This window comes from Mycobacterium branderi (assembly GCF_010728725.1).
Classification (GTDB): domain Bacteria; phylum Actinomycetota; class Actinomycetes; order Mycobacteriales; family Mycobacteriaceae; genus Mycobacterium; species Mycobacterium branderi.
The window spans coordinates 4,788,523-4,810,187 of the sequence record NZ_AP022606.1 but is presented as its reverse complement, the minus strand read 5'-3'; the positions used below and the strand labels follow the sequence as shown (position 1 = coordinate 4,810,187).

25 protein-coding genes are annotated in these 21,665 nt (G+C 67.0%); 4 read left to right on the top strand and 21 right to left on the bottom strand.

All coding sequences use genetic code 11. The features are described from left to right. Positions 1 to 40 precede the first annotated feature (40 nt). The 18 genes from G6N47_RS23365 to G6N47_RS23285 all read right to left on the bottom strand — a co-directional run bounded on the left by G6N47_RS23365 (position 41) and on the right by G6N47_RS23285 (position 15,639). The gene (locus G6N47_RS23365) at positions 41 to 784 is read right to left on the bottom strand and encodes a DUF6390 family protein (RefSeq protein ID WP_264007062.1); all 744 of its coding nucleotides are present in this window, start codon (positions 782 to 784) and stop codon (positions 41 to 43) included. Then, positions 781 to 1,914, bottom strand: coding sequence for a hydrogenase formation protein HypD (hypD, locus tag G6N47_RS23360; RefSeq protein ID WP_083129416.1), 1,134 nt, complete (start codon positions 1,912 to 1,914; stop codon positions 781 to 783). Before hypD ends, G6N47_RS23365 begins: the two co-directional genes overlap by 4 nt. Before the next feature lie 8 nt (positions 1,915 to 1,922). After that, on the bottom strand, positions 1,923 to 2,195 hold the full coding sequence (locus tag G6N47_RS23355) for a HypC/HybG/HupF family hydrogenase formation chaperone (RefSeq protein ID WP_083129415.1): 273 nt from the start codon (positions 2,193 to 2,195) through the stop codon (positions 1,923 to 1,925). An 18-nt stretch (positions 2,196 to 2,213) separates the two neighbouring features. Further along, on the bottom strand, positions 2,214 to 3,326 hold the full coding sequence (gene hypE, locus G6N47_RS23350) for a hydrogenase expression/formation protein HypE (protein ID WP_083129414.1): 1,113 nt from the start codon (positions 3,324 to 3,326) through the stop codon (positions 2,214 to 2,216). Continuing rightward, a complete protein-coding gene (locus tag G6N47_RS23345; protein WP_083129413.1) occupies positions 3,326 to 3,988 on the bottom strand; it encodes a D-sedoheptulose-7-phosphate isomerase in 663 nt (220 codons plus the stop codon). The genes hypE and G6N47_RS23345 overlap by 1 nt, the downstream gene beginning before the upstream one ends. Beyond that, positions 3,988 to 4,704 (bottom strand): HypC/HybG/HupF family hydrogenase formation chaperone, encoded by a 717-nt coding sequence (locus G6N47_RS23340; protein WP_083129412.1) that lies wholly within the window; start codon positions 4,702 to 4,704, stop codon positions 3,988 to 3,990. The genes G6N47_RS23345 and G6N47_RS23340 overlap by 1 nt, the downstream gene beginning before the upstream one ends. Further along, positions 4,701 to 7,001, bottom strand: a complete 2,301-nt coding sequence (hypF, locus tag G6N47_RS23335) for a carbamoyltransferase HypF (protein ID WP_083129411.1) — start codon at positions 6,999 to 7,001, stop codon at positions 4,701 to 4,703. The genes G6N47_RS23340 and hypF overlap by 4 nt, the downstream gene beginning before the upstream one ends. Next, positions 6,998 to 7,243 carry a HypC/HybG/HupF family hydrogenase formation chaperone gene (locus G6N47_RS23330; RefSeq protein WP_083129410.1) on the bottom strand — a complete coding sequence of 82 codons (246 nt, stop codon included), beginning with the start codon at positions 7,241 to 7,243 and terminating at the stop codon, positions 6,998 to 7,000. Before G6N47_RS23330 ends, hypF begins: the two co-directional genes overlap by 4 nt. A 3-nt stretch (positions 7,244 to 7,246) precedes the next feature. Then, positions 7,247 to 7,729: a hydrogenase maturation protease gene (locus G6N47_RS23325; RefSeq protein WP_083129409.1), complete on the bottom strand. Its 483-nt coding sequence runs from the start codon at positions 7,727 to 7,729 to the stop codon at positions 7,247 to 7,249. 7 nt (positions 7,730 to 7,736) lie between these two features. Then, a complete protein-coding gene (locus G6N47_RS30380; RefSeq protein WP_372517484.1) occupies positions 7,737 to 7,856 on the bottom strand; it encodes a DUF6893 family small protein in 120 nt (39 codons plus the stop codon). Beyond that, positions 7,844 to 9,190 (bottom strand): hypothetical protein, encoded by a 1,347-nt coding sequence (locus G6N47_RS23320; protein ID WP_083129408.1) that lies wholly within the window; start codon positions 9,188 to 9,190, stop codon positions 7,844 to 7,846. The genes G6N47_RS30380 and G6N47_RS23320 overlap by 13 nt, the downstream gene beginning before the upstream one ends. Continuing rightward, positions 9,187 to 9,843 carry a DUF6084 family protein gene (locus tag G6N47_RS23315; RefSeq protein WP_083129407.1) on the bottom strand — a complete coding sequence of 219 codons (657 nt, stop codon included), beginning with the start codon at positions 9,841 to 9,843 and terminating at the stop codon, positions 9,187 to 9,189. Before G6N47_RS23315 ends, G6N47_RS23320 begins: the two co-directional genes overlap by 4 nt. After that, positions 9,840 to 10,466 (bottom strand): DUF5947 family protein, encoded by a 627-nt coding sequence (locus tag G6N47_RS23310; RefSeq protein ID WP_083129406.1) that lies wholly within the window; start codon positions 10,464 to 10,466, stop codon positions 9,840 to 9,842. Before G6N47_RS23310 ends, G6N47_RS23315 begins: the two co-directional genes overlap by 4 nt. Further along, positions 10,463 to 11,347 carry a NifU family protein gene (locus G6N47_RS23305; protein WP_083129405.1) on the bottom strand — a complete coding sequence of 295 codons (885 nt, stop codon included), beginning with the start codon at positions 11,345 to 11,347 and terminating at the stop codon, positions 10,463 to 10,465. Before G6N47_RS23305 ends, G6N47_RS23310 begins: the two co-directional genes overlap by 4 nt. Positions 11,348 to 11,350: 3 nt before the next feature. Next, positions 11,351 to 13,150 (bottom strand): nickel-dependent hydrogenase large subunit, encoded by a 1,800-nt coding sequence (locus G6N47_RS23300; RefSeq protein WP_083129404.1) that lies wholly within the window; start codon positions 13,148 to 13,150, stop codon positions 11,351 to 11,353. Between the two features lie 34 nt (positions 13,151 to 13,184). Continuing rightward, positions 13,185 to 14,240: an NADH-quinone oxidoreductase subunit B family protein gene (locus G6N47_RS23295; RefSeq protein WP_083129403.1), complete on the bottom strand. Its 1,056-nt coding sequence runs from the start codon at positions 14,238 to 14,240 to the stop codon at positions 13,185 to 13,187. A 289-nt stretch (positions 14,241 to 14,529) separates the two neighbouring features. After that, the gene (gene hypB / locus G6N47_RS23290) at positions 14,530 to 15,291 is read right to left on the bottom strand and encodes a hydrogenase nickel incorporation protein HypB (protein WP_083129402.1); all 762 of its coding nucleotides are present in this window, start codon (positions 15,289 to 15,291) and stop codon (positions 14,530 to 14,532) included. A gap of 12 nt (positions 15,292 to 15,303) precedes the next feature. Continuing rightward, entirely contained in the window at positions 15,304 to 15,639 is a 336-nt protein-coding gene (locus tag G6N47_RS23285; protein ID WP_083129401.1) for a hydrogenase maturation nickel metallochaperone HypA/HybF, read from the bottom strand. Between the two features lie 88 nt (positions 15,640 to 15,727). Between G6N47_RS23285 and G6N47_RS23280 the strand changes: the two genes are divergently transcribed. The 3 genes from G6N47_RS23280 to G6N47_RS23270 all read left to right on the top strand — a co-directional run bounded on the left by G6N47_RS23280 (position 15,728) and on the right by G6N47_RS23270 (position 17,430). Next, positions 15,728 to 15,994, top strand: coding sequence for a sortase family protein (locus G6N47_RS23280; protein ID WP_139799266.1), 267 nt, complete (start codon positions 15,728 to 15,730; stop codon positions 15,992 to 15,994). Next, positions 15,976 to 17,073 carry a hypothetical protein gene (locus G6N47_RS23275; RefSeq protein ID WP_083129399.1) on the top strand — a complete coding sequence of 366 codons (1,098 nt, stop codon included), beginning with the start codon at positions 15,976 to 15,978 and terminating at the stop codon, positions 17,071 to 17,073. Before G6N47_RS23280 ends, G6N47_RS23275 begins: the two co-directional genes overlap by 19 nt. Before the next feature lie 114 nt (positions 17,074 to 17,187). Beyond that, positions 17,188 to 17,430 (top strand): DUF6400 family protein, encoded by a 243-nt coding sequence (locus G6N47_RS23270; RefSeq protein WP_083129398.1) that lies wholly within the window; start codon positions 17,188 to 17,190, stop codon positions 17,428 to 17,430. Positions 17,431 to 17,645: 215 nt separating this feature from the next. Here G6N47_RS23270 and G6N47_RS23265 read toward each other — a convergent pair whose 3' ends face one another. After that, positions 17,646 to 18,767: an alkaline phosphatase family protein gene (locus G6N47_RS23265; protein WP_083130414.1), complete on the bottom strand. Its 1,122-nt coding sequence runs from the start codon at positions 18,765 to 18,767 to the stop codon at positions 17,646 to 17,648. On the opposite strand from G6N47_RS23265, the gene G6N47_RS23260 reads away from it, so the two are divergent. Next, positions 18,766 to 19,293 carry a Fur family transcriptional regulator gene (locus tag G6N47_RS23260; RefSeq protein ID WP_083129396.1) on the top strand — a complete coding sequence of 176 codons (528 nt, stop codon included), beginning with the start codon at positions 18,766 to 18,768 and terminating at the stop codon, positions 19,291 to 19,293. The two genes, G6N47_RS23265 and G6N47_RS23260, sit on opposite strands and share 2 nt — an antisense overlap. Here G6N47_RS23260 and mtr read toward each other — a convergent pair. After that, positions 19,276 to 20,655 (bottom strand): mycothione reductase, encoded by a 1,380-nt coding sequence (gene mtr / locus G6N47_RS23255; RefSeq protein ID WP_083130413.1) that lies wholly within the window; start codon positions 20,653 to 20,655, stop codon positions 19,276 to 19,278. The two genes, G6N47_RS23260 and mtr, sit on opposite strands and share 18 nt — an antisense overlap. Positions 20,656 to 20,667: 12 nt before the next feature. Continuing rightward, positions 20,668 to 21,663 carry an alpha/beta hydrolase gene (locus G6N47_RS23250; protein ID WP_083129395.1) on the bottom strand — a complete coding sequence of 332 codons (996 nt, stop codon included), beginning with the start codon at positions 21,661 to 21,663 and terminating at the stop codon, positions 20,668 to 20,670. Positions 21,664 to 21,665: the final 2 nt, after the last annotated feature.

Here is a 21,665-nt window from a genome sequence, read left to right as displayed (position 1 = left end):
CGCGCTACGGACCACCCCTTCGGGTGCTTGACGGGGGGAGCTAGGCGTGCGCCAGCCGTTTATTCGTCACACGTAACTGGCGGGCCGTGCTGACCGCGAGCGCCTCGATCTGTTCAGGTCGCAGCCGCCCGCACAGTCGGCCCCAGTGGATCGCGACGTCGTCGCCGGCCGCCACGTCGGGCACCGCGCTGTACCCGTCGACCCAGACATCGAGTGGACGCGGCGACGGCTCGGAGAGTTCGAGCGCATGACCGTCCCAGAGCAACCGCCGACACGACACCTCGATACTGTCGCCGTCGCGGGAAAGCACTGCGCCCCACGTGATTCGGCAATTGTCCAGGACGCTCAGCGGATGCTCGTCGATGCCGCGCCCCAGTAACCGCGACCACGGGTAGACCCCGAACACGTGGAAGCTGTGATTGGCGGCGGCCTCACTTGCGAGATCCGGCCCGAGATGCGACCAGTAACGGCCGGCCTGCGGGCCGATGATGGCCAGCAACTCGTCGAGAAATGTCGTCGGGTCCAGGTCCGCGCCGACACCGCCCCCGTGCCAATACGATTCGACGAGCCGGTGATCCAGCGGATCGGCGATACCGGTCATGTTTGACAGCACCTGCAGATACGGCCAGGCACCGGAGAACTTCGTCGCCGCCGTGCGCACTTCGTCTGCCGACCCGTCCCGCAGCGTCGCCCCCAGCGGCGGGCCGCAAAAGCCGAGGGCGTTGGGCGCGTACGCATAGCGGGCGAACATCTCCGGCCCGCGCGTATCAACCGACACCGTCACGTCCGGGCGCCCACCAGCTTGACCGCGTCGCGGTGCATGCGGCCGAAGTTGTAGTAGGCGGCACAGGCGCCCTCAGGGGACACCATGCAGGTGCCGATCGGGGTCTCCGGAGTGCATGCGGTGCCGAAAACCTTGCACTCCCAAGGCTTGAGCACACCCTTGAGCACCTCACCGCATTGGCACGCCTTGGGGTCGGCGACCCGCACGCCGGGCATGTCGTAGCGCAGCTCGGCGTCGAAGTCGGCGAAGTCGTCGTGCAGCCGCAGCGCGCTCTGCGAGATGAAGCCCAGGCCGCGCCATTCGAAGTGCGGGCGCAACGCGAATACCTTGCCCATCAATGCCAGTGCGGCCGGGTTGCCGTTCTCGGGCACTACCCGCTTGTACTGGTTTTCCACCTCGCAGCGGCCCTCGCGGATCTGGGTCAGCAGCATCGCGACCGACGCGAGGATGTCCAGCGGCTCGAATCCCGAGACCACCAGCGGCTTTCCGTAGACTTCGGGCACGAACCGGTACGGCCGGTTGCCGACGACCGTCGACACGTGCCCGGGTCCGATGAAGCCGGAGAGCCGCAAATCAGGTGATTCCAGGATGGCCTTGATCGGCGGGACGATCGTGACGTGGTTGCAGAACACGCTGAAGTTGCGCAGGCCCAGATCGCGCGCCCGAACCAGCGTCACGGCGGTCGACGGTGCAGTGGTCTCGAAACCGATCGCGAAGAACACCACCTGCCGCTGCGGGTTGTCGACGGCGATCTTTAGGGCGTCCAGCGGTGAATACACGAACCGCACGTCGGCGCCGCGGGCCTTGGCGTCCAGCAGGCTGCCGTTCGAGCCGGGGACTCGCATCATGTCGCCAAAACAGGTGAAGATCACGTCGGGTTGTGCGGCCAGCCACATCGCGTCGTCGACTCGGCCCATCGGGATCACGCAGACGGGGCAGCCGGGGCCGTGGACCAGTTCCACGTTCTGCGGCAGCATGTGTTCGATGCCGTGCCGATAGATCGTGTGGGTGTGTCCGCCGCAGACCTCCATGAACTTGAAGTGCTCGCCGGCGTCGCCGGCCAGGTGCTCGATTGCCACCAGCAGTTTGCGGGCCGCCGCCGGATCGCGGAATTCGTCGACGAATTTCATTGTCACTCCTAGACGATCGCGGAGGAGTCGAAGGCTTCCATTTCGGTGGCGTAGGCGTCACCCATCTTTTTGACCGCGGCCAGTGTGAGCAGCGCTTCGGTCTCGTCGATCTTGGCCATCGCGAAGCCGACGTGGATCAGCACCCAGTCGTCCGGTTCGGGCATGTCCTTTTCCAGCAGCCGCACGCTGATCGTGCGTTGCACCCCGCTGACGTCGACCTTCGCCAAATAGTTTTCCGCGTCGGTGATTTCGACGACCCTCCCGGGAATCCCAAGACACATATCAGGTCACTTTCTCTCTCAGCAGATCCGCGGCAGCGGGTCCCCGACGAGCATGTCCACGATTCGGGTACCCCCAAATCCGGTGCGCACCACGACCGTCTGCTCCGGTTCGGCGATGATCTCCCCGACCTCGGCCGCCTCGGCTCCTAAAGGATGTGACCGCAGCGCGGCCAGCCCGGCGTCGGCTTCCTGCGGCGCGACGACGGCGACGAACTTGCCTTCGTTGGCGACGTAGAGCGGGTCGATGCCCAGCAATTCGCACGCACCGCTGACCATCGGGTGCACCGGGAGCTTGTCTTCTTCGAGCAGTACCCCGAGTCCGCAGGCCTGCGCCAGTTCGTTGCAGACGGTGCCCACGCCGCCACGGGTGGCGTCGCGCAGCCATCGGGTGGACGGCGCCGCCGCCAACAGCAGTTCCACCAGCGGGCTCACCGAGGCGGTGTCCGAGCGGATGTCGGCCTCAATCGCCAAATCGCCGCGGGCCAGCATCACCGCCATCCCGTGGTCGCCCATCGATCCGGACAGCAGCACCTTGTCGCCGGTGCGAACCGACTGCGCCGAGAGCCGCCGTCCCGCCGGAATGATGCCGGCACCGGTGGTGGTGATAAAAAGGCCGTCTGCGGCGCCGTTTGGAACCACCTTGGTGTCACCGGTGACGATTTGCACGCCGCACGCCGCCGCGGCCGCGGCCATGTCGGTCGCGATTTCCTTCAGCTCGGCGATCGGCAGGCCTTCTTCGAGCACGAATGCCGCCGAAACCCATTGCGGCACAGCACCGGCCACGGCAAGGTCGTTGACGGTGCCGTGCACGGCGAGTTCACCGATCGACCCTCCGGGAAAACGCCTGGGCTGCACCACAAACGAATCCGTCGACAGCACCAGCCGCTCGCCGCTGGGCAAGTCGATGACCGCACCGTCGCCCAGCGATGCCAACAGGGGGTTGGCGAACGCCTCCACGAACACCGCGTCCACCAGAGCCGCCGAGGCTTTTCCGCCTGCTCCGTGCGCCAGCGTGACGTGGTCGTCGAGCAACCGGGGCCGGCGTCTGCGGAACGACTCGATCCGCTCGATCACGTCGCTTTCGGCGAATTTCGGGCCCGACGCCAGGTATTCGCGTGCGGATCTGCTCATCACGCCACCATCCCCGGTGTCTGCAGCAGTTCGTGCACGGCCAGCCACAGCTCGTAGCCCAGCAGCGCCTGGGCTTCCTGGATGCGGTGCACGCTTTGGGAACGGACGACGAAACAGGCGTCGACGTCCGGGCTCTTGGCGAACGCGCCGCCGTCGTATCCGGCGAAACCAATGGTGTACAAGCCGCGATTACGCGCTTCCTTGAGGCCCGCCATCAGATTCGGTGAGCTGCCGCTGGTCGACATCGCGATCGCGATGTCGCCCGCCTTCGCGCGGGCGATCAACTGCCGGGCGAACACCAGCTCGTACCCGACGTCGTTGCCGAGCGCCGTCAAGATCGCCTGATCGGCGGTCAGCGACCAGGACGGCAGCGGCTTGCCGAGCGGCGGTCGGGCGAACAGCCTTGCGAGCGTGGTGGAATCGGTGCAGCTGCCGCCGTTGCCGAAGGTGAACAAGCGTCCCCCGGCCGCGAAACGGCGCGCCATCTCGCCGGCGGCGGTGGCCAATAGTTCCGCGTTGGCTTCCACCGTGGACCGGCGCAGGGCCAGGCTTTCGGCGGCCTTGGCCTGCGCCGAGGCGGTGAGATCGGCCAGCAGCGACGCGGCGTCGTCTTCCTGCGCATCGATGAACGGGTACAGGAAGTTGGTGGGTTCGTCAGTCATTAGACGTCCTCCTCGTCGGCGCGGCCGATCGCCGTCCTCGCATGCACGAGCACGAGATCGCCCGGCGCGACCGGCTCGACGAGCGTGGTCGCGACCGTCTCAACCCCCCGGGCGGTGCGCACCTCGGCGGTGCCGTCGGCCGACACCGTCGTCACCTCACCGAGGCGGCCCTCGTCGCTGCAGGTGACGCAGACCTCTTCTGCGGCATCCGGTTTCAGCAGCCCCGGATGCTCGAAACAGACATGGGTCAGTTCCCACAACAGGTGGTAAAAGAGCACGAAACCCCCAGTCGCGGGCACCCTGGGATCGGGATCGTCGAGCCACAGCACGTGATCCGCCATTCCGGCCTTCGGTCGCTCACCGCTGCCGATCCACACGGTGGTGGCGCCCCAGGCCGGGCAGCGACGCATCACCGACCGCACTTCGGCGTTGTCGGCACCGCCGACGCCGATCACGATGTCGCCGGGACGCACCGACACCCTGACCAAATCCACTACGTCGGGTCCGGTCAGCGCGACCGCCGGCAACGCGCGCTTGCCCACGATCACCGGATGGATGAACTCGACCGCGATGTGCAGGGCGTGCGGCTCCCAGCCGGGCGCAATGGACCACATGGTGGCGCCGGCCGCGAACCGCTTGGCCAAAGTGAGCGCAGTAGCGGCGAGATCGGCGGTCAGGTCGGCGCCGAGCCCGCGGTCAACCGCGGTGGTAGTCATGTATCAGCCTCCTCCAGTGCAGTCAGCACCGAGACCGCCGCCTGACCCAGCGCGAGCCCACCGTCATTGGGCGGCACCGTGTGATGAGTCAGGACCTCGAAGCCTGCCTGTTGCAACAGTTCTCGGCATGCGCGCAGCAGCAGTACATTCTGGAACACCCCACCGGTCAGGCCCACCAGGCGGACCGGTCCGGCGACCAGAGCAACCGCCTCGGCGACGGCGATGGCGACCGCCTCGTGGAAGCCGGACGCCAGCGTCGCCGGTTCGGCTCCCGCGCGCAGCGCCGACACCATTGCCCGCACCAACCCGCGCGGGTCTATCACGCCGTCGTCGCGCACCTCCAGCCGCAACCGCGCACGGTCGCTGGCGGTTTCGGCCAGCACCTCCAGTTCGATGGCGGCCTGGGCCTCGTAGTCGATCCGGTGCCGGATCCCAAGCAGCGAGGCCATCGCGTCGAACAGCCGGCCCATGCTCGAACACGGCACACAGCCAACCCCGCTGTCCAGCTGCGCGCGCACGGCAGACAGCTCGGCGGGCGTCGCAGCCGTGACCGGAGCCAAATCCCGGCTCAACTCGACGCCGGCGATCCGCAATTGCGACAACGCCACCCGCCACGGATTGCGCACCGCGGCATCCCCACCCGGCAGGGGCACCGGCAACAGGTAACCGGCTCGGGTGAACCGGTGGCTGTCGCGTCCGACCGCCAGGATCTCCCCGCCCCAGATGGTGCCGTCGCAGCCATACCCGGTGCCGTCAAACGAGACACCGATCATGGGTTCGCCGATGCGGCCGTGCTCGGCCAGCAGCGAGACGACGTGGGCGTGGTGGTGCTGAACGAGATCCAGCGGGCGGTCACCGGCATGGCGTTCGGCCCAACTGCGGGTGTGATAGCCGGGATGCAGGTCGGCGGCCAACCGCGCCGGGCGGCCACGGATTTCGCTGAGCTGGCCCACCGCGCGGTCGAATGCCTGCAGCGTCTCCAGCGTGCCCATGTCGCCGATGTGGCCCGACATGAAGGCTCGCGGGCCATCGGTGAGGCAGAACGTGTTCTTCAGCTCGCCGCCGACCGCCAGCACCGCCGGGCCCTCGCGGCCCAGATCGACCGGCAGCGGCGCGTAACCCCGGGAGCGGCGGATCGGCAGTTCCCGGCCGTCAAGGACGCGCACCACCGAGTCGTCGCAGGGCACATGGATCGGCCGGTTGTGGTCCAGCACCGCATCGCAGAGCGGCGGAAGCCGGTGCGCGGCATCGTCTTCGGTGAAGCACAGCGGCTCGTCGGAGCGATTGGCGCTGGTCAGCACCAAGGCATCGATGGCCCCCGCCAGCAGCAAGTGATGGATGGGCGAGTACGGCAACATGATCCCCAGCAGCGGGTTGCCTGGCGCCACGGATTCGGCGATCGGCGCGTGGGGGCGCCGTCGCACCAAGACGATGGGGCGGGCCGGGCTGGACATGATCGCGGCTTCGGTGTCATCGAGCCACGCGAAGCGGAGCGCCACGTCGAGGTCGCGCACCATCATCGCAAACGGCTTGGCGCCGCGCATCTTTCGGGCCCGCAGCACGCCCACCGCCGCCTCGTCGTCAACAAGGCAGGCCAGGTGATAGCCGCCGATACCCTTGATCGCCACGACGGCCCCGCCGGCCAGCGCCTGCTGCGCGGCGGCCAGCGCGGCATCCGACCCGTCGACCCGGCCGGCGTCCGAGCAGAACCACAGCGACGGACCGCAGTGCGGGCAGGCGATCGGCTGCGCGTGGAAGCGGCGATCCGCCGGATCGTGGTACTCCGCGGCGCAGCGCGCACACATTTCGAACGCTGCCATCGTGGTGGCTGGGCGGTCATAGGGCAGCGCGCGGATGATCGTGAACCGCGGCCCGCAATTCGTGCAAGTCACGAACGGGTGCCGGTAACGGCGATCATGCGGGTCGAACAGCTCGCGCACGCAGTCGTCACAGACCGCGATATCGGGCGGAATCGGCGTGGTCGCCCCGGCAACCGTTTGGCTTTCGACGATCCGGAAACCGTTGTCGCAAGTGGTCTCGACGTCGACAACGGAGATCCCGGTGATCCTGGCCAGCGGCGGCGCCTCAGTGCGCAGCCGACGGCCCAATTCGTCGATGCGCGCGGCGGGCCCTTGCACCTCGAGAAACACCGCGCCCGAATCGTTGCCGACAAACCCGGTCAGGCCCAATTCGCCGGCAATCCGGTGCACGAACGGCCGAAAGCCCACGCCTTGGACGACACCGGTCACGGTGAACCGCTGCCGAACATCGCCCGAGCTCAGCAACATGTCGGTCATGTCACTTCGCCACCGCGGCCCATCAGCTCGAGACCGGCCATCGCTTGCTCGGCACCGGCCCGGTCGGTCTTTTCGACGACGAACCCCATGTGGATGATGACCCAGTCGCCCGGGGCGAACGTTTCCTCCGGCAGCATGCCGACGTTGACCTTGCGCTGCCCGCCGGCGACGTCGACCAGGGCGAGCTGTCCGTCGTAGCCCTCCAGCATCCGGATTACCTGGCCCGGTATCCCCAGACACATGACTTAGCCCTCCTCCCGGATTGCGATCTCCCCGATTACGTTCTCGACCGCCCGGACGGCCCGTGGGACAGCGTTCGCGACGGGCTCGCTGAGCCCGATGCCCTCGTCGACATTGCCGGCTTCGCACCCGACGACCACCGTGTAGGGCGGGCTGCCGCCGAGTGCGCGCAGGCTGGCGAACACCGCCGTGGGATCCATGCTGTGGCCGTCGAAACAGGATGGGGTGCCATGTGTTTCATGGTCCGCTTCGAAGACGTGCAATGCGCCCGGGCTACCGCGCCCGGGTAGGGCGTCGACGAGAATCAGCGCGTCCCAGTCCTCGAGCAGGTCGTAGGCCAGGTGCATGCCGCCGATTCCGTAGTCGACAACGCGCACGCCGTCGCACTCGGCGAGCCTGTCCGGCACGTGGCGCAGCACCTCGGGGCCGAAACCGTCGTCGCCGAGGAAGATGTTGCCGATGCCGGCTACCAGGATGCGCGTTGTCATCGACCGCCTACATGTGCCGGATCTTGAGGTAGCGCTTGGCGTCTGGAAGCGACACGACACCCATCACGAGTGCTACCAGGACGACCAGCGCAAGGATGCCGACGAACACCCAACCTAAGACCTCCATGTCGAACTCCTTTCGGTGCCGGTTTGTTGTGGTTCCAGCGGCTCGACCTCGTCGGGCGCGAAGTACAGGTAGCGGCCATACGAGTCGTGCAGATCGGCAGCCGGGTCGTCGTCGACGACAACCCCGACGTGCCGGTTGCCGTCGACGTCCTCGTGCACCGATGTGACGTGCGCGGTCCTGCCGGCCAAAAACAGGTCTTGCGCGTCGGCGCGGCGGCCCGGGTGCAGCCGGACCCGGCTGCCGCGTGCGACCCGAACGCCGTTCACCAGGACGGCATCGACGCCGGGGCGGACCGCGGTGTCGGCCAACGGATCCCACCAATCGGTGCCCTCGGGTATCTCCGGAATGAGGCCGGCGGCCCGGTGGGGGTCGCGCAGCACTCCGTGCAGGCGCGCCATCTCCTGCGGTGACATGGAGTCGCAACGGTCGATGATCTGCGCGGCCCGCGGATCGGTGGCCCGGGCTTGCGCCTTCTCCTCATCTGTCATTGTCAGCACGCGCAGGGTCAGCAGTTCGTCGATTTCCGTGCAGTCATACAGCGCGGTCGCGCTCTGCTCGGCGATCTCGGGGTAGTCGTAGAGGATGATCGGCGAGATCAGCAGCAGATCGTGGGCACCGGGTGGCCCGGCCAGTACCGGGAAGCAGCGATGTTGGCGGCACCGGGACACCGCTTCGGCCGCGGCGGGCGGTGGATCGATCAGCGAGACGAATTGGCCACCAACGGCTTCGGCAATGACGTGGGTGCCGATCAGCGATCGAGCAACGGCTGAGTCTTTGTCGACCGCCGGCGCGCCGGTGTTGCGGACGCGCACCGAGACGCGGTCCAGCACACCGTCGGGTTCGATATCGACGGTCACCGAGGCGTGTAGCTCCTGGCGGCAGCGGACCAGCCGGCCGCCCTCGACGGGTTCGATGTCGGTGGCCGCGGGCGCGGTGACCGGCAACGTCCACGGTTGGGCCGGATCGTCGAATGTCAAAGGGCCGAACTGTCGTTCGCACTCCACGGCTTCGTCCCAGGTCAGCCACGAGCCGGTCGCGGTGGTCAGTTCGTCGACGGGTTCGAAGCGCCCACCGAGATCGCGTTCGGCCCGGCGGTGCTGCAAATGCAGGAACCTCACCACCAGGTTGATCGCTTGGGCTCCGTCGACCACGAACTGCGCGGCCAGGCTGTCCTCTTCGCCGTAGCCTGCATCCGCGGCGCCCGTCGGCCCCAGAACGCCGAACTGCCAACGGGATTGGTTTCTGCTCGACGTTCCGCGGTAGGGGTAGAGCAGGTAGCCCTCGTACAGCACCGCGTCGGCCACGGCGCGGACCCGATCCCAACCCGCGGTCATCGGGCCGCCTCGCGCTCGGACGCAGCGGTCAGCAGCGTGGTGATCGCCTCGTCGAAGCCCAGCAGCCCATGGGCCGACTTGTATGCGGCCAGCGCCTCCACGGTGTCGTGGCTCAGCCGCACCCAGCCGGTATTCGGGTAGTGCTGGGCCATCAGGTCACGCCAGACCGTCACGGGCATGTTGTAGCGATCCTCGCAGTTCCACGACACCTGCTGGACCGAGAACCCGCGCTCGGACTTGGCGAAAATAGTTCCGCTGAACAGGAATTGGAGAGGGACCGAGCCGTCTCGAAGGGCGTGCAGGTACTTGGCGGCGGCAACCTCGAAATCGTAGGTGGCGGCAAGTGGCAGGTCCACCTGGGTGGTTCCGGTGAACCCCGGCACCAACGTGGTGCAGTGCTGCCAAAGGAACGTGCGCTGGGTGGACGCCCAGCGTTCGCGAGGCCCGAACAAGTCCAGCAATCCGGGAACTTCGTCGTCGGAGTAGCCGCGTCGCAGGGGTTCGATACGGACCTGGCAGCGCAGCGCGATCGCGTGGATCGGGTCTTCGCCGTTCGCAGCGACCCCGACGCGGGCGGTGAGCACCGGAGTGGCCGCGTAGGGCTCAGGTGTCATGTCGAGCACCGCGAACGTCACGTCTGGCTGGCCGGTCATCGCGGTGTCTTTCTGCTGCGCGCCGCGACGTTCGCGAAGAATTCGTCGATGAACTCCCGTGCGTCCTGGCCGCCGTCGAAGCCGCGCCACAGCATGCGCAGCCGTCCGACGAATTCGTAGCAGGCGTCGATCGGGACCAGATAGCTTTCGGGTTGCCCATTGTCCGGCACTCGCACCAGCAGTGCCTCGACGTCGTCGGCCAGCAGAGCAACCCGAGAGTCGGCGGCGCTGATCGCGGTCCAGGCGTCCAAATCCAGTTCCGATTCGCATGCCCCGGCCGGGCCGGGATAGAAGGCCACCGTGCGTCCGAGAGCCGAGTTGCGGAAGAAGAACGCCACCCCGACCGGGATCTGCAACGCCTCCCACGCACGGCGGTCCAATGCGAAATCCGGGAACGCCAGATACCGATCGGGCACCGCGCGGTAGCGTAGCTCCGCCTGGGAGTCGGTGAACAGCAGATAGCAGGCCCGGCAGACGCACATCAGTGCTCGCGCAGACACATTCACGACGTGCTGGTGCTCGCCGGCGATCGGTTCCGAGCACATCTCGCACCGCTCGCCGACTGGTTCAGGGGCTCGCCGGTTGGTGGTGATGCGCGCCAGCACGTCGTAGGGGGTGGTCATGCGGGCGCCCCCAAAGGTTCGGCCGGCATCGCGAGAGACAGCACCCCGTCGCGCTCCAGCAGCGGGATCGGATCCAGATGCGCGGTCGCGTCGTCCAGCCCGCCGCCCGCATGGACGACGTCGAAATGCGCGTGACAGCGCGGGCAGCGCAGCACGGCACCACGCAGTTCCGCACCTGCAAGCGACCCGTCACAACCCGGGCAGTGGTCGCGGTAGGCGTACAGCGCCTCACCCACGCGGCAGGCCAACACCACGGTGCCCTCGACGAGGAAGCCGCCCACTTCACCGGAAGTCAGGTCCGCGATGTCGGGCACCTGATGCCAGGCGGATCCGCCGTTGGAACGGACCTTCGCCAGCAGGGAGTCGGCCGGAATCACCGACGATTCGGCTTCGGCGGTCACCACCTCGATCGACGAAACCTCCGGTGCCGCAGCACGAATCGCGTCCTGGACCGCCAGCTCGAGCGTGACGGCCGACGACGGGCAGCTCCTGCAGCTACCGGCGAACTGCAGCCGCACGGTGTCGCCATCGACGTCGAGCAGGTGCACGTCACCGCCATGCGAACCGAGGTAGGGACGCACCCGGTCCAGTGCGTCCGACACCCGCCGGGACAGATCGTGCGGGTGCAAACCATGCACCAGCAGCAGGCTGGCCACCAAGTCGTCGCCCGCGAGGCGCTCCATGACAGCCGGATCGTCGACCGTGCCCACGATCCGGGCCAGGCCCTCGCCGTAGAGCTCGACTACCTCCCGGACCAGCTGCTCGGCGCGTTCACGTGCGGCGGCCCCGCCGGCCGCGGTGGCGTCCAGCAGAGTCTGGATCCGATCGCCCGCCGTGCGCCATTGCGCGTCCCCCTGAATCTCCTTGGGGCGATCCGTCATTCATCACTCCCCGGTTGCAGATTGCGTCGGCGAGTGCAGCCGCTCCAGCGTCTTGCCGTTGCCCAGGTACATGTGCACACCACACGGCAGGCACGGGTCGAAGCTGCGCACCGTGCGCATGATGTCGATGCCCTTGAAGTTCTCCCGGTCGTTCTCCTCGAAGATCGGCTGACCTTGGACCGCGTCCTCGTAGGGCCCCGGCGTGCCGAAGCTGTCGCGAGGGCTGGCGTTCCACGGGGTCGGCGGGTACGGGTGGTAGTTCGCGATCTTGCCGTCGCGGATCACCAAGTGGTGGCTCAGCACGCCGCGCACCGCCTCGGTGAAGCCGCAGCCGATGGCGTCCTTGGGGACGTCGAACTTCTCCCACGTCTTCGTACGCCCAGCGCGGATTTCCGCCAATGCCTTCTCGGCGAAGTGCAGCGCGCACGCCGCCGCGTAGGCCTGGAAGTACGTGCGTGCCCGGTCGCGTTCGATCGTGTTGCTGCCCTGCGACGGGATCTTCCATTCCAGCTGGACCGGTCCCTTTAGGGTGGTCTTGGGCAGGTTGATCTGCACGCTGTGCCCAGTGGACTTGACGTAGCCGATGTCGACCAATCCGGCCAGCGCGGTCGGCCAGAGCCGGGCCAACGGGCCACCACCGGTGTCCAGCGCTAGGTGGTCCTTGCCATCGAACCAACGCGGCGACATCACCCAGCTGTACTTGCCGCCATCCATGTCCCGCTTCGCGGGATGCGGGTTGGTGTGCTGGTTCCAGGGGTGGCGCCGATCCACCGCGTTGCCCAGCGGGTCGGTCTTGACGAACATCTCCTGATCGGTCCAGTCGTCGTAATACGAACTGCCCAAAAGGATTCGGATACCCAGGTTGATGTCCACCAGCGAGTGCGTCACCAGCTTGCCGTCGACCACCACTCCGGGCGTGACGAACATGGCGTTGCCCCACCGCTCCATGTCCTTGTAGTCGAAGTTGCACACGTCAGGATCCTGGAAGGAGCCCCAGCAACCCAACAGGGTGCGGCGCAGGCCGACCTGGTCATAGCCAGGTATCGCTTCGTAGAAGAAGTCGAAGAGGTCGTCGTGCATGGGGACGACCTTCTTCATGAACTCCACGTAGCGCATCAGCCTGGTCATGTAGTCGGTCATCAGCTGGACCGTCGCGGTGGTGCCGATCCCGCCGGGGTACAGCGTCGATGGGTGCACGTGCCTGCCTTCCATCAGGCAGAACATCTCCCGCGTGTAACGGCTGACTTGCAATGCCTCGCGGTAGAACTCGCCGGAAAACGGGTTGAGCGACCGCATGATGTCGGCAATGGTCTTGTACCCGTGCATATCGGCGTGCGGGGCCTCGGTTTTCTCCGCTTGGGCCAACACGCCCGGATTGGTTTCCGAGACCATCTTCTCGCAGAAGTCCACGCCAACCAGGTTCTCCTGGAAGATGTTGTGGTCGAACATGTACTCGGCGGCCTCGCCGAGGTTGATCAGCCACTCGGCCAGGTGCGGCGGCTTGACCCCGTAAGCCATGTTCTGCGCATAGCAGGAACACGTGCAGTGGTTGTCGCCGCAGATCCCGCAGATGCGACTGGTGATGAAGTGCGCGTCGCGGGGATCCTTGCCTCTCATGAAGATCGAGTAGCCGCGGAATATCGACGAGGTGCTGTGACACTCGACGACTTCTTTGTTGTCCCAGTCGATCTTGGTGTAGATGCCGAGGCTGCCCACGATCCGGGTGATCGGGTCCCACGCCATCTCGACCAGCTGGCCGGGTTCGCGCTTCTCGTGGCTCGGCTTGGGGATGATCTGTGTCATCGGACTGTGCTCTCTATCGGTAGTCGGTCGGCGTCTACCAGGTGCGGCGTGCGCCGGTGGTCAGTTCTGTGCCCTTCTTCCGCCAGCGCGGCTCCTTGTCGACCGTGCGGTTGGTGATGCCGCGCAGGTTGCGGATCACCGAGCCATAGAGCCCCGACGCGGCGCTCGAGAGCTTGCCGCCCGGCGGCTCGTCCATGAACGGCATGAACTTGTCCGGGAAGCCCGGCATGGTGCAGCCGATGCAGATACCGCCGACGTTGGGGCAACCACCGATACCGTTGATCCACCCCCGCTTGGGTACGTTGCACTTCACGACCGGGCCCCAGCAGCCCAGTTTGACAATGCATTTCTCCGACCCGTACTCGGTGGCGAAGTCGCCCTGCTCGTAATACCCGGCGCGGTCACAGCCCTCGTGCACGGTGTGGCCGAACAGCCACTTGGGCCGCAGTGCTTCGTCGAGCGGGATCATCGGAGCCTGCCCGGTCGCCATGTACAGCAGATAGGTCAACGTCTCCGACAGGTTGTCCGGATGGATGGGGCAGCCCGGCACGCAGACGATCGGGATGCCGGCCTTGCTCTTCCAGTCCCAGCCGAGATAGTCGGGTACACCCATCGCGCCGGTGGGGTTGCCCGCCATCGCGTGGATGCCGCCGTAGGTGGCGCAGGTGCCGACGGCGACGACCGCCGTCGCCTTCGGGGTGAGCCGGTCGAGCCATTCGCTGGTGGTCATCGGCTGATTGGTGGCCGGGTTGTTGCCGAATCCGCACCAGTAGCCTTCGTCCTTGACTTTCTCGTTGGGTATCGAGCCCTCCACGACGAGCACGAACGGTTCGAGCTCACCGCGGTCGGCCTTGAAGAACCACTCGAGGAAGTCGTCGGCTCCTCCGGTGGGTCCGCATTCGAAATCGATAAGCGGCCAGTGCACGGCGATCTTGGGAAGTCCGGGAAGCGCGCCGAGCGCAATTTCCTCGACACTGGGTTGGGTGGCGGCAGTCAACGCCACCGAATCGCCGTCGCAACTGAGACCCGCGTTGATCCACAGCACATGGATCAATGTTTCTTCCGCTTTGACTGCTGCTTCCGTTGGCATACCGCAGCTTTCCGGGGCCAGGGGGCTATGGGCTGATGGCCCCTGACACCGCCGGGGTCGACGGTCGGCCCGCTTACGCGGCGCTATTTTCTGGGTCTACTCCGGTGTAGTTGCATTGTCAACGGCTTCGGCAAATCGCGAAAACCTTTGATGGGCTTATGAAATTCGCCGTGGTGTTCGCATCTGACACGTGTGCACAATTGCGTCCAGCGACTCATGCAAATGACTCGCAACGGCTTTCCTGCAAAGCAATTGCAACTGCGTCGAGCCGGTTTTCGTTGCGCCGCACTCAGCCCGCGACGAATCGCCGCAGCCATCCGAACCAGGCCGACATGCCGGCACCGGTGCGGGCGCTGACCGGCAAGACCGTCGCCGTCGGGTTGACCTCGCGGACGCGGGCGATGTAGGCGTCGACATCGACGTCCAGGTACGGGACAAGATCGATCTTGTTGAGCAGTACCGCATCCACGGCCCGGAACATCACCGGATACTTCAGTGGCTTGTCGTCACCTTCGGTGACCGAGTAGACCATGGCCTTGGCGTGTTCGCCGACATCAAACTCCGCCGGGCACACCAGGTTTCCCACGTTCTCGATGATGACGAGATCCAGCTTGGCCAGATCCAGGCCCTGCAGCGCGCGGTTGACCATCGGTGCGTCGAGGTGGCATTCGCCACCGAATCCGTTGCCGGTGTTCAGCAACGATATCTGCGCGCCGCGGCCACCGAGCTTGGCCGCGTCGAGGTCGGTGGCGATGTCGCCCTCGATGACCCCGACGGCGAACTCGCCGGCGAGTTCGTCGAGAGTGGCTTGCAGGATCGTCGTCTTGCCCGAACCGGGTGAGCTCATCAGGTTGAGCGCTCGAATCCCGTTGCGCTCGAACGCCTCCCGGTTGTAGCCGGCGCGGACGTCGTTTTCGGCGAAGATAGACTCCAGCACGTCGATGCGCTGAGTGCCGGTGGCGTAGCCGCTGTGGTCGCCGTGGGTGTGCAATGCGTCGTCGTGGTCGTGGGTGTGCACGGTTCCGTCGTCGTGGCGATGAAACCTACCCATGATGAGTACCTTTCATGAAACTTCCAGCGAGGTCACCAGGAACTCGTCGCCGTGCATCACCTCGACGTCGGCGCTCTCGCAGTGCGGGCACAACAAACACCATTGCGAGGCAATCGTCGAGCACCGGCCGCATGACCGGCACCGCACCTCTGCGGTGACAAGCTCCAGCTCCAACTCGGCGTCGGGCATGTCCTCATAATCGCGGACAAGCGTCCAGCAGAACGACAGCGATTCGGGGACCACCTGACGCAGGGCGCCGATCCGCACGCGGACGACGTCGACATGGCGGCCGTCAGCATACGGTTTGACCACCCCGGCGATGGCCTGGCACAGCGACAGCTCATGCACCGTGACTCACCATGAACACCGTTCTACACCTGAGCGCCCGGCACTGGAGGCCAACTATCCGCAACGGCTTACCACACGGTCTCGCGGGATGGCAGCATTAAAACCGGCGGGGCGCAGCATGAAGCGTGATGAGTTGTTCGCCTCGATCGAGGCGGCGCGCCCCGGTCGCGATGACGTTGTGTATCTGGCACGACGCGGCGAGCAGTACGAGTGGCGGGTAGTGCCCGCGGGCGGCGTGGTCACCGATCTTCGGCCCTCGTTCTTCGATGATCTGCTCGCCGAGCTGGAAACGATGGCCGCCCGCACCGATCGATGTCGCTGGCCGCTCGACGAGCCGTGGCCGCATACTCACTGATCAGCTCGCCCGCCATGGACTACCGCATCACCCAGGACGACCGCTCGCGGTTCAAACGCTGTCGGCGACAATGGGATTTCGCGTCGCCGCACCGCCGCGATCTTGAGCCGGTCGGGGTCGTCGATGCCGCCCTGCCGGCCGCGCTGACCGATGCGCTTGCTGTCTATTACTACCCGGGCACCTGGGACTGGCCACATGAAGTGAAGCAATCGCTGGTGCACAAGGCCGCCAAGCGCGCACTCGAGGACGCCTGCGCGCCCGAGCAGCTGCCGACCGCGACGATGGTGCTCGACACCTACGACGCGTGGGCGCGCACCGTCGACAACTTCGCGCCCATCAAGATCGACCATGAGGTGCAAGGTCTGGTACCCGATCCGCGTGATCCGGACCGCGGGTTGGTGACAGCGGACGGGTCTCCGGTGATCTACACGTGTCGCATCGACTTACTGGCGGTCGACGCCGCCGACGAGTACTGGGTAGTGCGCCACCAGATTGTCGAGGAATGGCAGGAGCTGGAGTCGCTGATCCGGGACGAAGCGGCGGTTGCCGGCTGTTGGGCGTGGGAGCGGGAATACCTGGGGATGGAGATTGTGGGCACGATCCACAACGAGGTGCGCGTCAGCGGGGCGCTCGACCCGCCGGCTGCCGACCGCAGTGGCGCGCCGAATCGGGTTCGCCAAAGCGAGGCCAGCGGCGGCGGTCGTGCCATCCCGCAGCACCGGCGGATGTCGGCGCGTGCCGCGCGAGCCGACGAGACCGACCGCGTCCGGCAATGCACCGCGGGCCTCCTGCGGCGGACCCATATCCGCCGTAGCCGGGCCGAGATCGGCGCGGTCGGCATGTTGATCGGTGCCGAGGCCGTCGACATGACCAGTGACCCGGCGATCTACCCGACGTTCGCGGCCCACTGCCTGACGTGTGAATTCAGCGGTCCATGTCTGGCCCAATCCGAGGGAATCGACCCCGAACCACTACTGGCGCAACGCTTTCGGCGGCACGCGACGGACGAGCGGCGCAAGCCACGGCTGGGTCAGTCGACGTGGGGTTTCGGCAGGGGAGCCGCGCCCCCCACGTGGTGAGCCCGCACCGAAATGTGACCAATCTCAATGGCCGAGTGTGACGGAGGCCATTGCCGGCCGCAGCCCTGATCGCCCACCCTGGCTCGATCGACATTCTTTGCTCAGGGAGAACCGGTGGCTGTTGAGTCAAGTCATGTGGCGTTTGCATACGACCTGACCCTTGACGAGGCGCGCCGGCGCGCGGCCGTCCTGGAGGCGATCGGGGATGACTGGGATCCGCTGGAGGTGCTGGCCGAGGAGGAACGCGCTTACGCGATGCTCTACTCGGACCTGGATGACGAACAGCAGCGGATCTACGACGATCTGGTGACCGCCGGGATACTTCCGGATCGGGGGGCCGGGCGTGTTCCCGATTGACCCCACCGCCGATCGGGGTCGCCGCGCCTGGTTCGACTGCCCGCTGTGCAATCACGGCGCCGAGTGCGCCGACTGCCAAAGCAGCCGCAATTGCGGCGACCACTGGCAGTACCTGTTGAGCAACCAGGCGTGGCTGCTGCATCTGCAATGCCCCGACTGTGGCCATCTGTGGTCGATCGACAGTCGGTCCTCGACCAGCGCCGCCTGACCCGGCGTCAACCGCGGAACGCGATCAGCGGAATCGCCAGCTCGGCAGCCGTCGCGGCCCCATGCATGCCGACCAGCCGCGCCACTTCCGGCGGCTCATAACCGGTGGCCAGTACGGCAGTGTCGCCGGTGCAGGTCACGACGACGTCGCCGATGCGCGGCAGGTGTTCGGGGCGCACCGGCCCGAACAGTCCGGCCGCTACCGCGTCGTCGCGGCTGTACACCTCGGCGCGCCCGGCCAGCAGTTCGCTCCAGGCGGCGACCACGTCGGGCGTCGCGCCGTCGGCGGTATGTAGGTAGCGCACCCGCGGATCGCCGGCCACCGTATGCACACCTGCGGCCAGCCGCGGGTCGGCGTCGAGGTCGACGCGGGAGGTCGGCGGCACGTTCAGCCCGCCGTGGTCGGCGGTGACCAGCAGCGCCGCGTCGGACGGCAACGCCTCGACCAGCCGCGTCAGCAGCGCGTCGACATTCGCCGCCGCGGTGTGCCATTCGCCGGAGCCGATGCCGAACACGTGCGCCGCGGTGTCGAGTTCGGCGGTGTAGCCATAGACCAGACCGGGTGCGGTGGCCACCTCTTCAGCCAGATGCGCAGCGTAGTCGTCGCGGGGGTTCGTCGCGTGGAACTGTGCGCCCCGGTAGGCCGCTTCGGTGAGCCCGCTGCCGATGAAGTGGGCCGGCAGCACGGCCCGCGCGCGGATTCCGGCCCGGTTCAGCCGCTCGAACCAGGTCGGCACTGGTTGCCATGCCCCAGGCGCGGGGTCGTCGCGCCAGAAGATGTGGTTGAGCACCCGGTGGGAGTCGGGCAACTTGACCGTGAACCCAAGGATGCCGTGCTCGCCGGGCGGCGTCCCGGTGCCCAGGGATACCAGGCTGGTCGGCGTCGTCGACGGGAACGTGCAGGCCAGTTCGGCAAGCCGGCCGACCTCCCCGGCCAGCACCGACGCGAGCAGCGGTGCATCGGCGGCCAACTCCGGCAGCAGGTGCCAGCCCATCCCGTCGACCAATACCACCGCGACGCGCTGCACGTCGCCGACCTGCTCCGTCAGCTCGAGGGCGTCGACCGCGTCCGGCGCGCCGAGCAGCGCAGCGGCGGCGGGAAGCACGTCGCAGATCGACATACTCGGCATGACGGTCAGTCTGGCAGCCGCGCCGCGCATCCTGGGCGATACTGGATGGGTGACCAGGCCATCGGCGCTGGACCCGGCCGTCACCGAGCGGATCGGCGCATTGTTGCGCGCACATGGGCTGCGGCGGATGGCGTCGCGGATCGCGGTGCTGGCGGTGCTCGAGCCAGTCCATGGCCATCTCTCGGTCGCCGAGATCGACCAGCGGCTGCGTGAATCCTTGCCCGCCGGCGAACCGCCGCCGGACCTGGCGACGATCTACCGCACCGTGACCACCCTGGTCGACCAAGGCGTGCTTCACGCACTGACCCTCGAAAGTGGGGTCACCACTTATGGTTTGGCCGCAGATCCGCATCATCACGCGGTGTGCACGCACTGCGGGTCGATCATCGAAGTGCCGGCGCAGCAGCTGACTTCCGCGCTGGAACACGCGATGGCCGGCAGTTCGTTCACGCTGTCGGAGCGGGCGGGCCTGACCCTGCACGGCCTGTGCCCGCAATGTCAGGCCGACTCAGCGCAATCCGAGTAGCGCGTTCTCGACAACCTCCGGCAGCGCCGGGTGAATCCAGTACTGGCCGCGGGCCATCTGCGCTGCGGTGAGTCCGAAGCTCATCGCCTGAATCAGCGGCTGGATGATCGACGACGCCTGATGGCCCATGACGTGCGCGCCCAGCAGCCGGCCCGTGCCGCATTCGGCGACGAGTTTGACAATGCCGGTTGTGTCCTCCATCGCCCAGCCGTAGGCCACGTCGCCGTAGTCCTGAATGTAGACTGATAGATCGAAACCCTTTGCAGCAGCCTGGTTTTCGGTCAAACCGACGCTGGCGATCTGCGGGTCGGTGAACACCGCCGACGGGACGTAGCGATGGTCGGTGGCCACCATCGCGTCGGTGTCGTCCCAGTCGCAGAGCAGATTGTGCTGCACTACACGGGCCTCGTGGTTGGCGACGTGCTTGAGCTCGTACGGCGACGACACGTCACCGAGCGCGAAAACGTCACGCGCGGAGGTTCTTTGGTATTCGTCGACCACGACGCGGCTGCCGGCGATCTCGATTCCGGCCTGCTCGGCGTCCAGCAGATCGCCGTTGGGTTTGCGGCCGGTGGCCACCAGCACCGCGTCGGCGCTCAGCGTCGACCCGTCGTCGAGTTCCAGCACGATCCGCGAGCCCCGGTGATGCGCTCCGACGACGTTGCGGTGGCTGCGCAGCTCCCATTTCGTCGACGCGATGCGGGTAAACCGTTGGGACAGCGTGTCGTCCAGATGCCGCAGCAGCGTGCCGCCGCGGATCACCAGCGTGATCCGTACGCCCAGCGCGGAGAAGATGTGCGCGAATTCGGCCGCCACGAAGCCGCCGCCGATGATCACCAAGTGTTCGGGCAGCTCCGCGATACGCATGATCGTGTCGCTGGTGTGGTATTCGACGCCGCACTCGAGGAAGGCTGGCGGTGCGACCGGCCGCGATCCGGCCGCGATCACGACCTGGTCGGCGGTGAACTCGTCGCCGTCGTCGGTGCGCAGCAGGTAGCGCCCGTCGGGCTGCACCGGCCCGAACCTCGTGTGCTGGCCGTAGACGTCGACATTGGGTGAGGACCTCCGGTAGTCTTCGCCGCCGATGGCGATCGGATCGATGCGCCCGAAGATGCGCGACACGATGTCGTCCCAGCGCACCCGGTCGATGTGTGCGTCGACGCCGTAACGCGAAGCGCCACGGATGGTTTGGGCGACCTCGGCGGCGTAGACGAACATCTTGGTGGGGATGCATCCCACGTTGAGGCAGGTGCCGCCGAACGTACCCTGCTCGCAGATCGCGACTCGCTTACCGGCGTAGCGTTCGTCGAGAATGCTGTTGCCCGAACCGGTTCCGATGATCGCGAGGTCGTAGGTTTCCATCTTCATCCATTCTCAAGACGCTACGGGTCGGGTGGCACCGAGGTAGTCGTCCAGCCAGATGTCCAGCTGGTCGTAAGCCGACTGCCTGGGCTCTGGCATGGACAGAAACACGTCGTGTTTGGCGTCTTTGACCGGGACGACGGTAGTGCGGTTTCCGATGCAGCCGGCCCACCGGGCGATCTGGGCGACGTCGAGAACGGCGTCGCCGTATTGCAGTTCGACCGAATCGGCGTCCTCGGGCACGCTGTGATCCGAACGCAGGATCAGGTTGGGCACACCCACGTCGAGTCCGCGGTGCAGCTGCGCCTGGCCGCGCCGAACGGCGTGCAGCCACCCGAAGGTGATCGGGAAGCCGCCGAGCGGCTTCCATGCCAGGTCGTAGTCGAACTCGCCGTGGTAGTCGCGGTGCAGGCTGGCCCCGTATCCGCCCGGGCCGGGCGCCCGGGCCACCCGCCATTTGGCGACCCGCGCAATGGTGGCGATCAGCGCCGAGGTCAGCGACCAGCGCAGCACCGCCGGCCCGGGCAGGTCCAGCAGCGGACTGTTGAGCACCAGGCCTCCGACGCCTGCCCGCGCGATGACGCCCCGGCGTCGCAGCCGGTCCAGCCACAGGGACACGATCAGCCCGCCGGTGGAATGGCCGTACGCCAGCACCCGCGCCGATTGGGTCTGCTCGCCGATGACGCGCAGGGCGTAGTCGAATTCGGCGTCGTAGCGGGCCAGATCGGTGGTGAAGTGCGGGGTCTGGCCGGCCCGTCGCGATCGGCCGCATTTCTGCAGGTCCAGCGCATAGAAGGCGAAGCCGCGGTCGGCGAAGTGGTCGGCCAGCGCGGTGTGGAAAAAGTAGTCTGTGTAGCCGTGCACGGCCAGCACCGCGTGTGCCGCCGGCGCGGCGTCGCCGCGGCGCACCAGGGTCGCGACGAGCTCACCCTCGCCGTCGGGATCCGGCCCCAGGTCGATGGTGTGCTGCCAGTAACCGGGCAGGACATCGCGCTGCCAGCCAGTCACGT

What these genes read in the sequence shown, in the direction of transcription:
- G6N47_RS23300 (WP_083129404.1), bottom strand. Translation starts at nt 13,150, where the DNA reads ATGACACAGATCATCCCCAAGCCGAGCCACGAGAAGCGCGAACCCGGC.
- G6N47_RS23340 (WP_083129412.1), bottom strand. Translation starts at nt 4,704, where the DNA reads ATGACTACCACCGCGGTTGACCGCGGGCTCGGCGCCGACCTGACCGCC.
- hypD (WP_083129416.1), bottom strand. Translation starts at nt 1,914, where the DNA reads ATGAAATTCGTCGACGAATTCCGCGATCCGGCGGCGGCCCGCAAACTG.
- G6N47_RS23325 (WP_083129409.1), bottom strand. Translation starts at nt 7,729, where the DNA reads ATGACAACGCGCATCCTGGTAGCCGGCATCGGCAACATCTTCCTCGGC.
- G6N47_RS23280 (WP_139799266.1), top strand. Translation starts at nt 15,728, where the DNA reads ATGGCAGCATTAAAACCGGCGGGGCGCAGCATGAAGCGTGATGAGTTG.
- hypE (WP_083129414.1), bottom strand. Translation starts at nt 3,326, where the DNA reads ATGAGCAGATCCGCACGCGAATACCTGGCGTCGGGCCCGAAATTCGCC.
- G6N47_RS23330 (WP_083129410.1), bottom strand. Translation starts at nt 7,243, where the DNA reads ATGTGTCTGGGGATACCGGGCCAGGTAATCCGGATGCTGGAGGGCTAC.
- G6N47_RS23355 (WP_083129415.1), bottom strand. Translation starts at nt 2,195, where the DNA reads ATGTGTCTTGGGATTCCCGGGAGGGTCGTCGAAATCACCGACGCGGAA.
- G6N47_RS23295 (WP_083129403.1), bottom strand. Translation starts at nt 14,240, where the DNA reads ATGCCAACGGAAGCAGCAGTCAAAGCGGAAGAAACATTGATCCATGTG.
- hypF (WP_083129411.1), bottom strand. Translation starts at nt 7,001, where the DNA reads ATGACCGACATGTTGCTGAGCTCGGGCGATGTTCGGCAGCGGTTCACC.
- G6N47_RS23310 (WP_083129406.1), bottom strand. Translation starts at nt 10,466, where the DNA reads ATGACCACCCCCTACGACGTGCTGGCGCGCATCACCACCAACCGGCGA.
- G6N47_RS30380 (WP_372517484.1), bottom strand. Translation starts at nt 7,856, where the DNA reads ATGGAGGTCTTAGGTTGGGTGTTCGTCGGCATCCTTGCGCTGGTCGTC.
- mtr (WP_083130413.1), bottom strand. Translation starts at nt 20,655, where the DNA reads ATGGAAACCTACGACCTCGCGATCATCGGAACCGGTTCGGGCAACAGC.
- G6N47_RS23315 (WP_083129407.1), bottom strand. Translation starts at nt 9,843, where the DNA reads ATGACCGGCCAGCCAGACGTGACGTTCGCGGTGCTCGACATGACACCT.
- G6N47_RS23320 (WP_083129408.1), bottom strand. Translation starts at nt 9,190, where the DNA reads ATGACCGCGGGTTGGGATCGGGTCCGCGCCGTGGCCGACGCGGTGCTG.
- hypB (WP_083129402.1), bottom strand. Translation starts at nt 15,291, where the DNA reads ATGGGTAGGTTTCATCGCCACGACGACGGAACCGTGCACACCCACGAC.
- G6N47_RS23345 (WP_083129413.1), bottom strand. Translation starts at nt 3,988, where the DNA reads ATGACTGACGAACCCACCAACTTCCTGTACCCGTTCATCGATGCGCAG.
- G6N47_RS23265 (WP_083130414.1), bottom strand. Translation starts at nt 18,767, where the DNA reads ATGCCGAGTATGTCGATCTGCGACGTGCTTCCCGCCGCCGCTGCGCTG.
- G6N47_RS23305 (WP_083129405.1), bottom strand. Translation starts at nt 11,347, where the DNA reads ATGACGGATCGCCCCAAGGAGATTCAGGGGGACGCGCAATGGCGCACG.
- G6N47_RS23260 (WP_083129396.1), top strand. Translation starts at nt 18,766, where the DNA reads ATGACGGTCAGTCTGGCAGCCGCGCCGCGCATCCTGGGCGATACTGGA.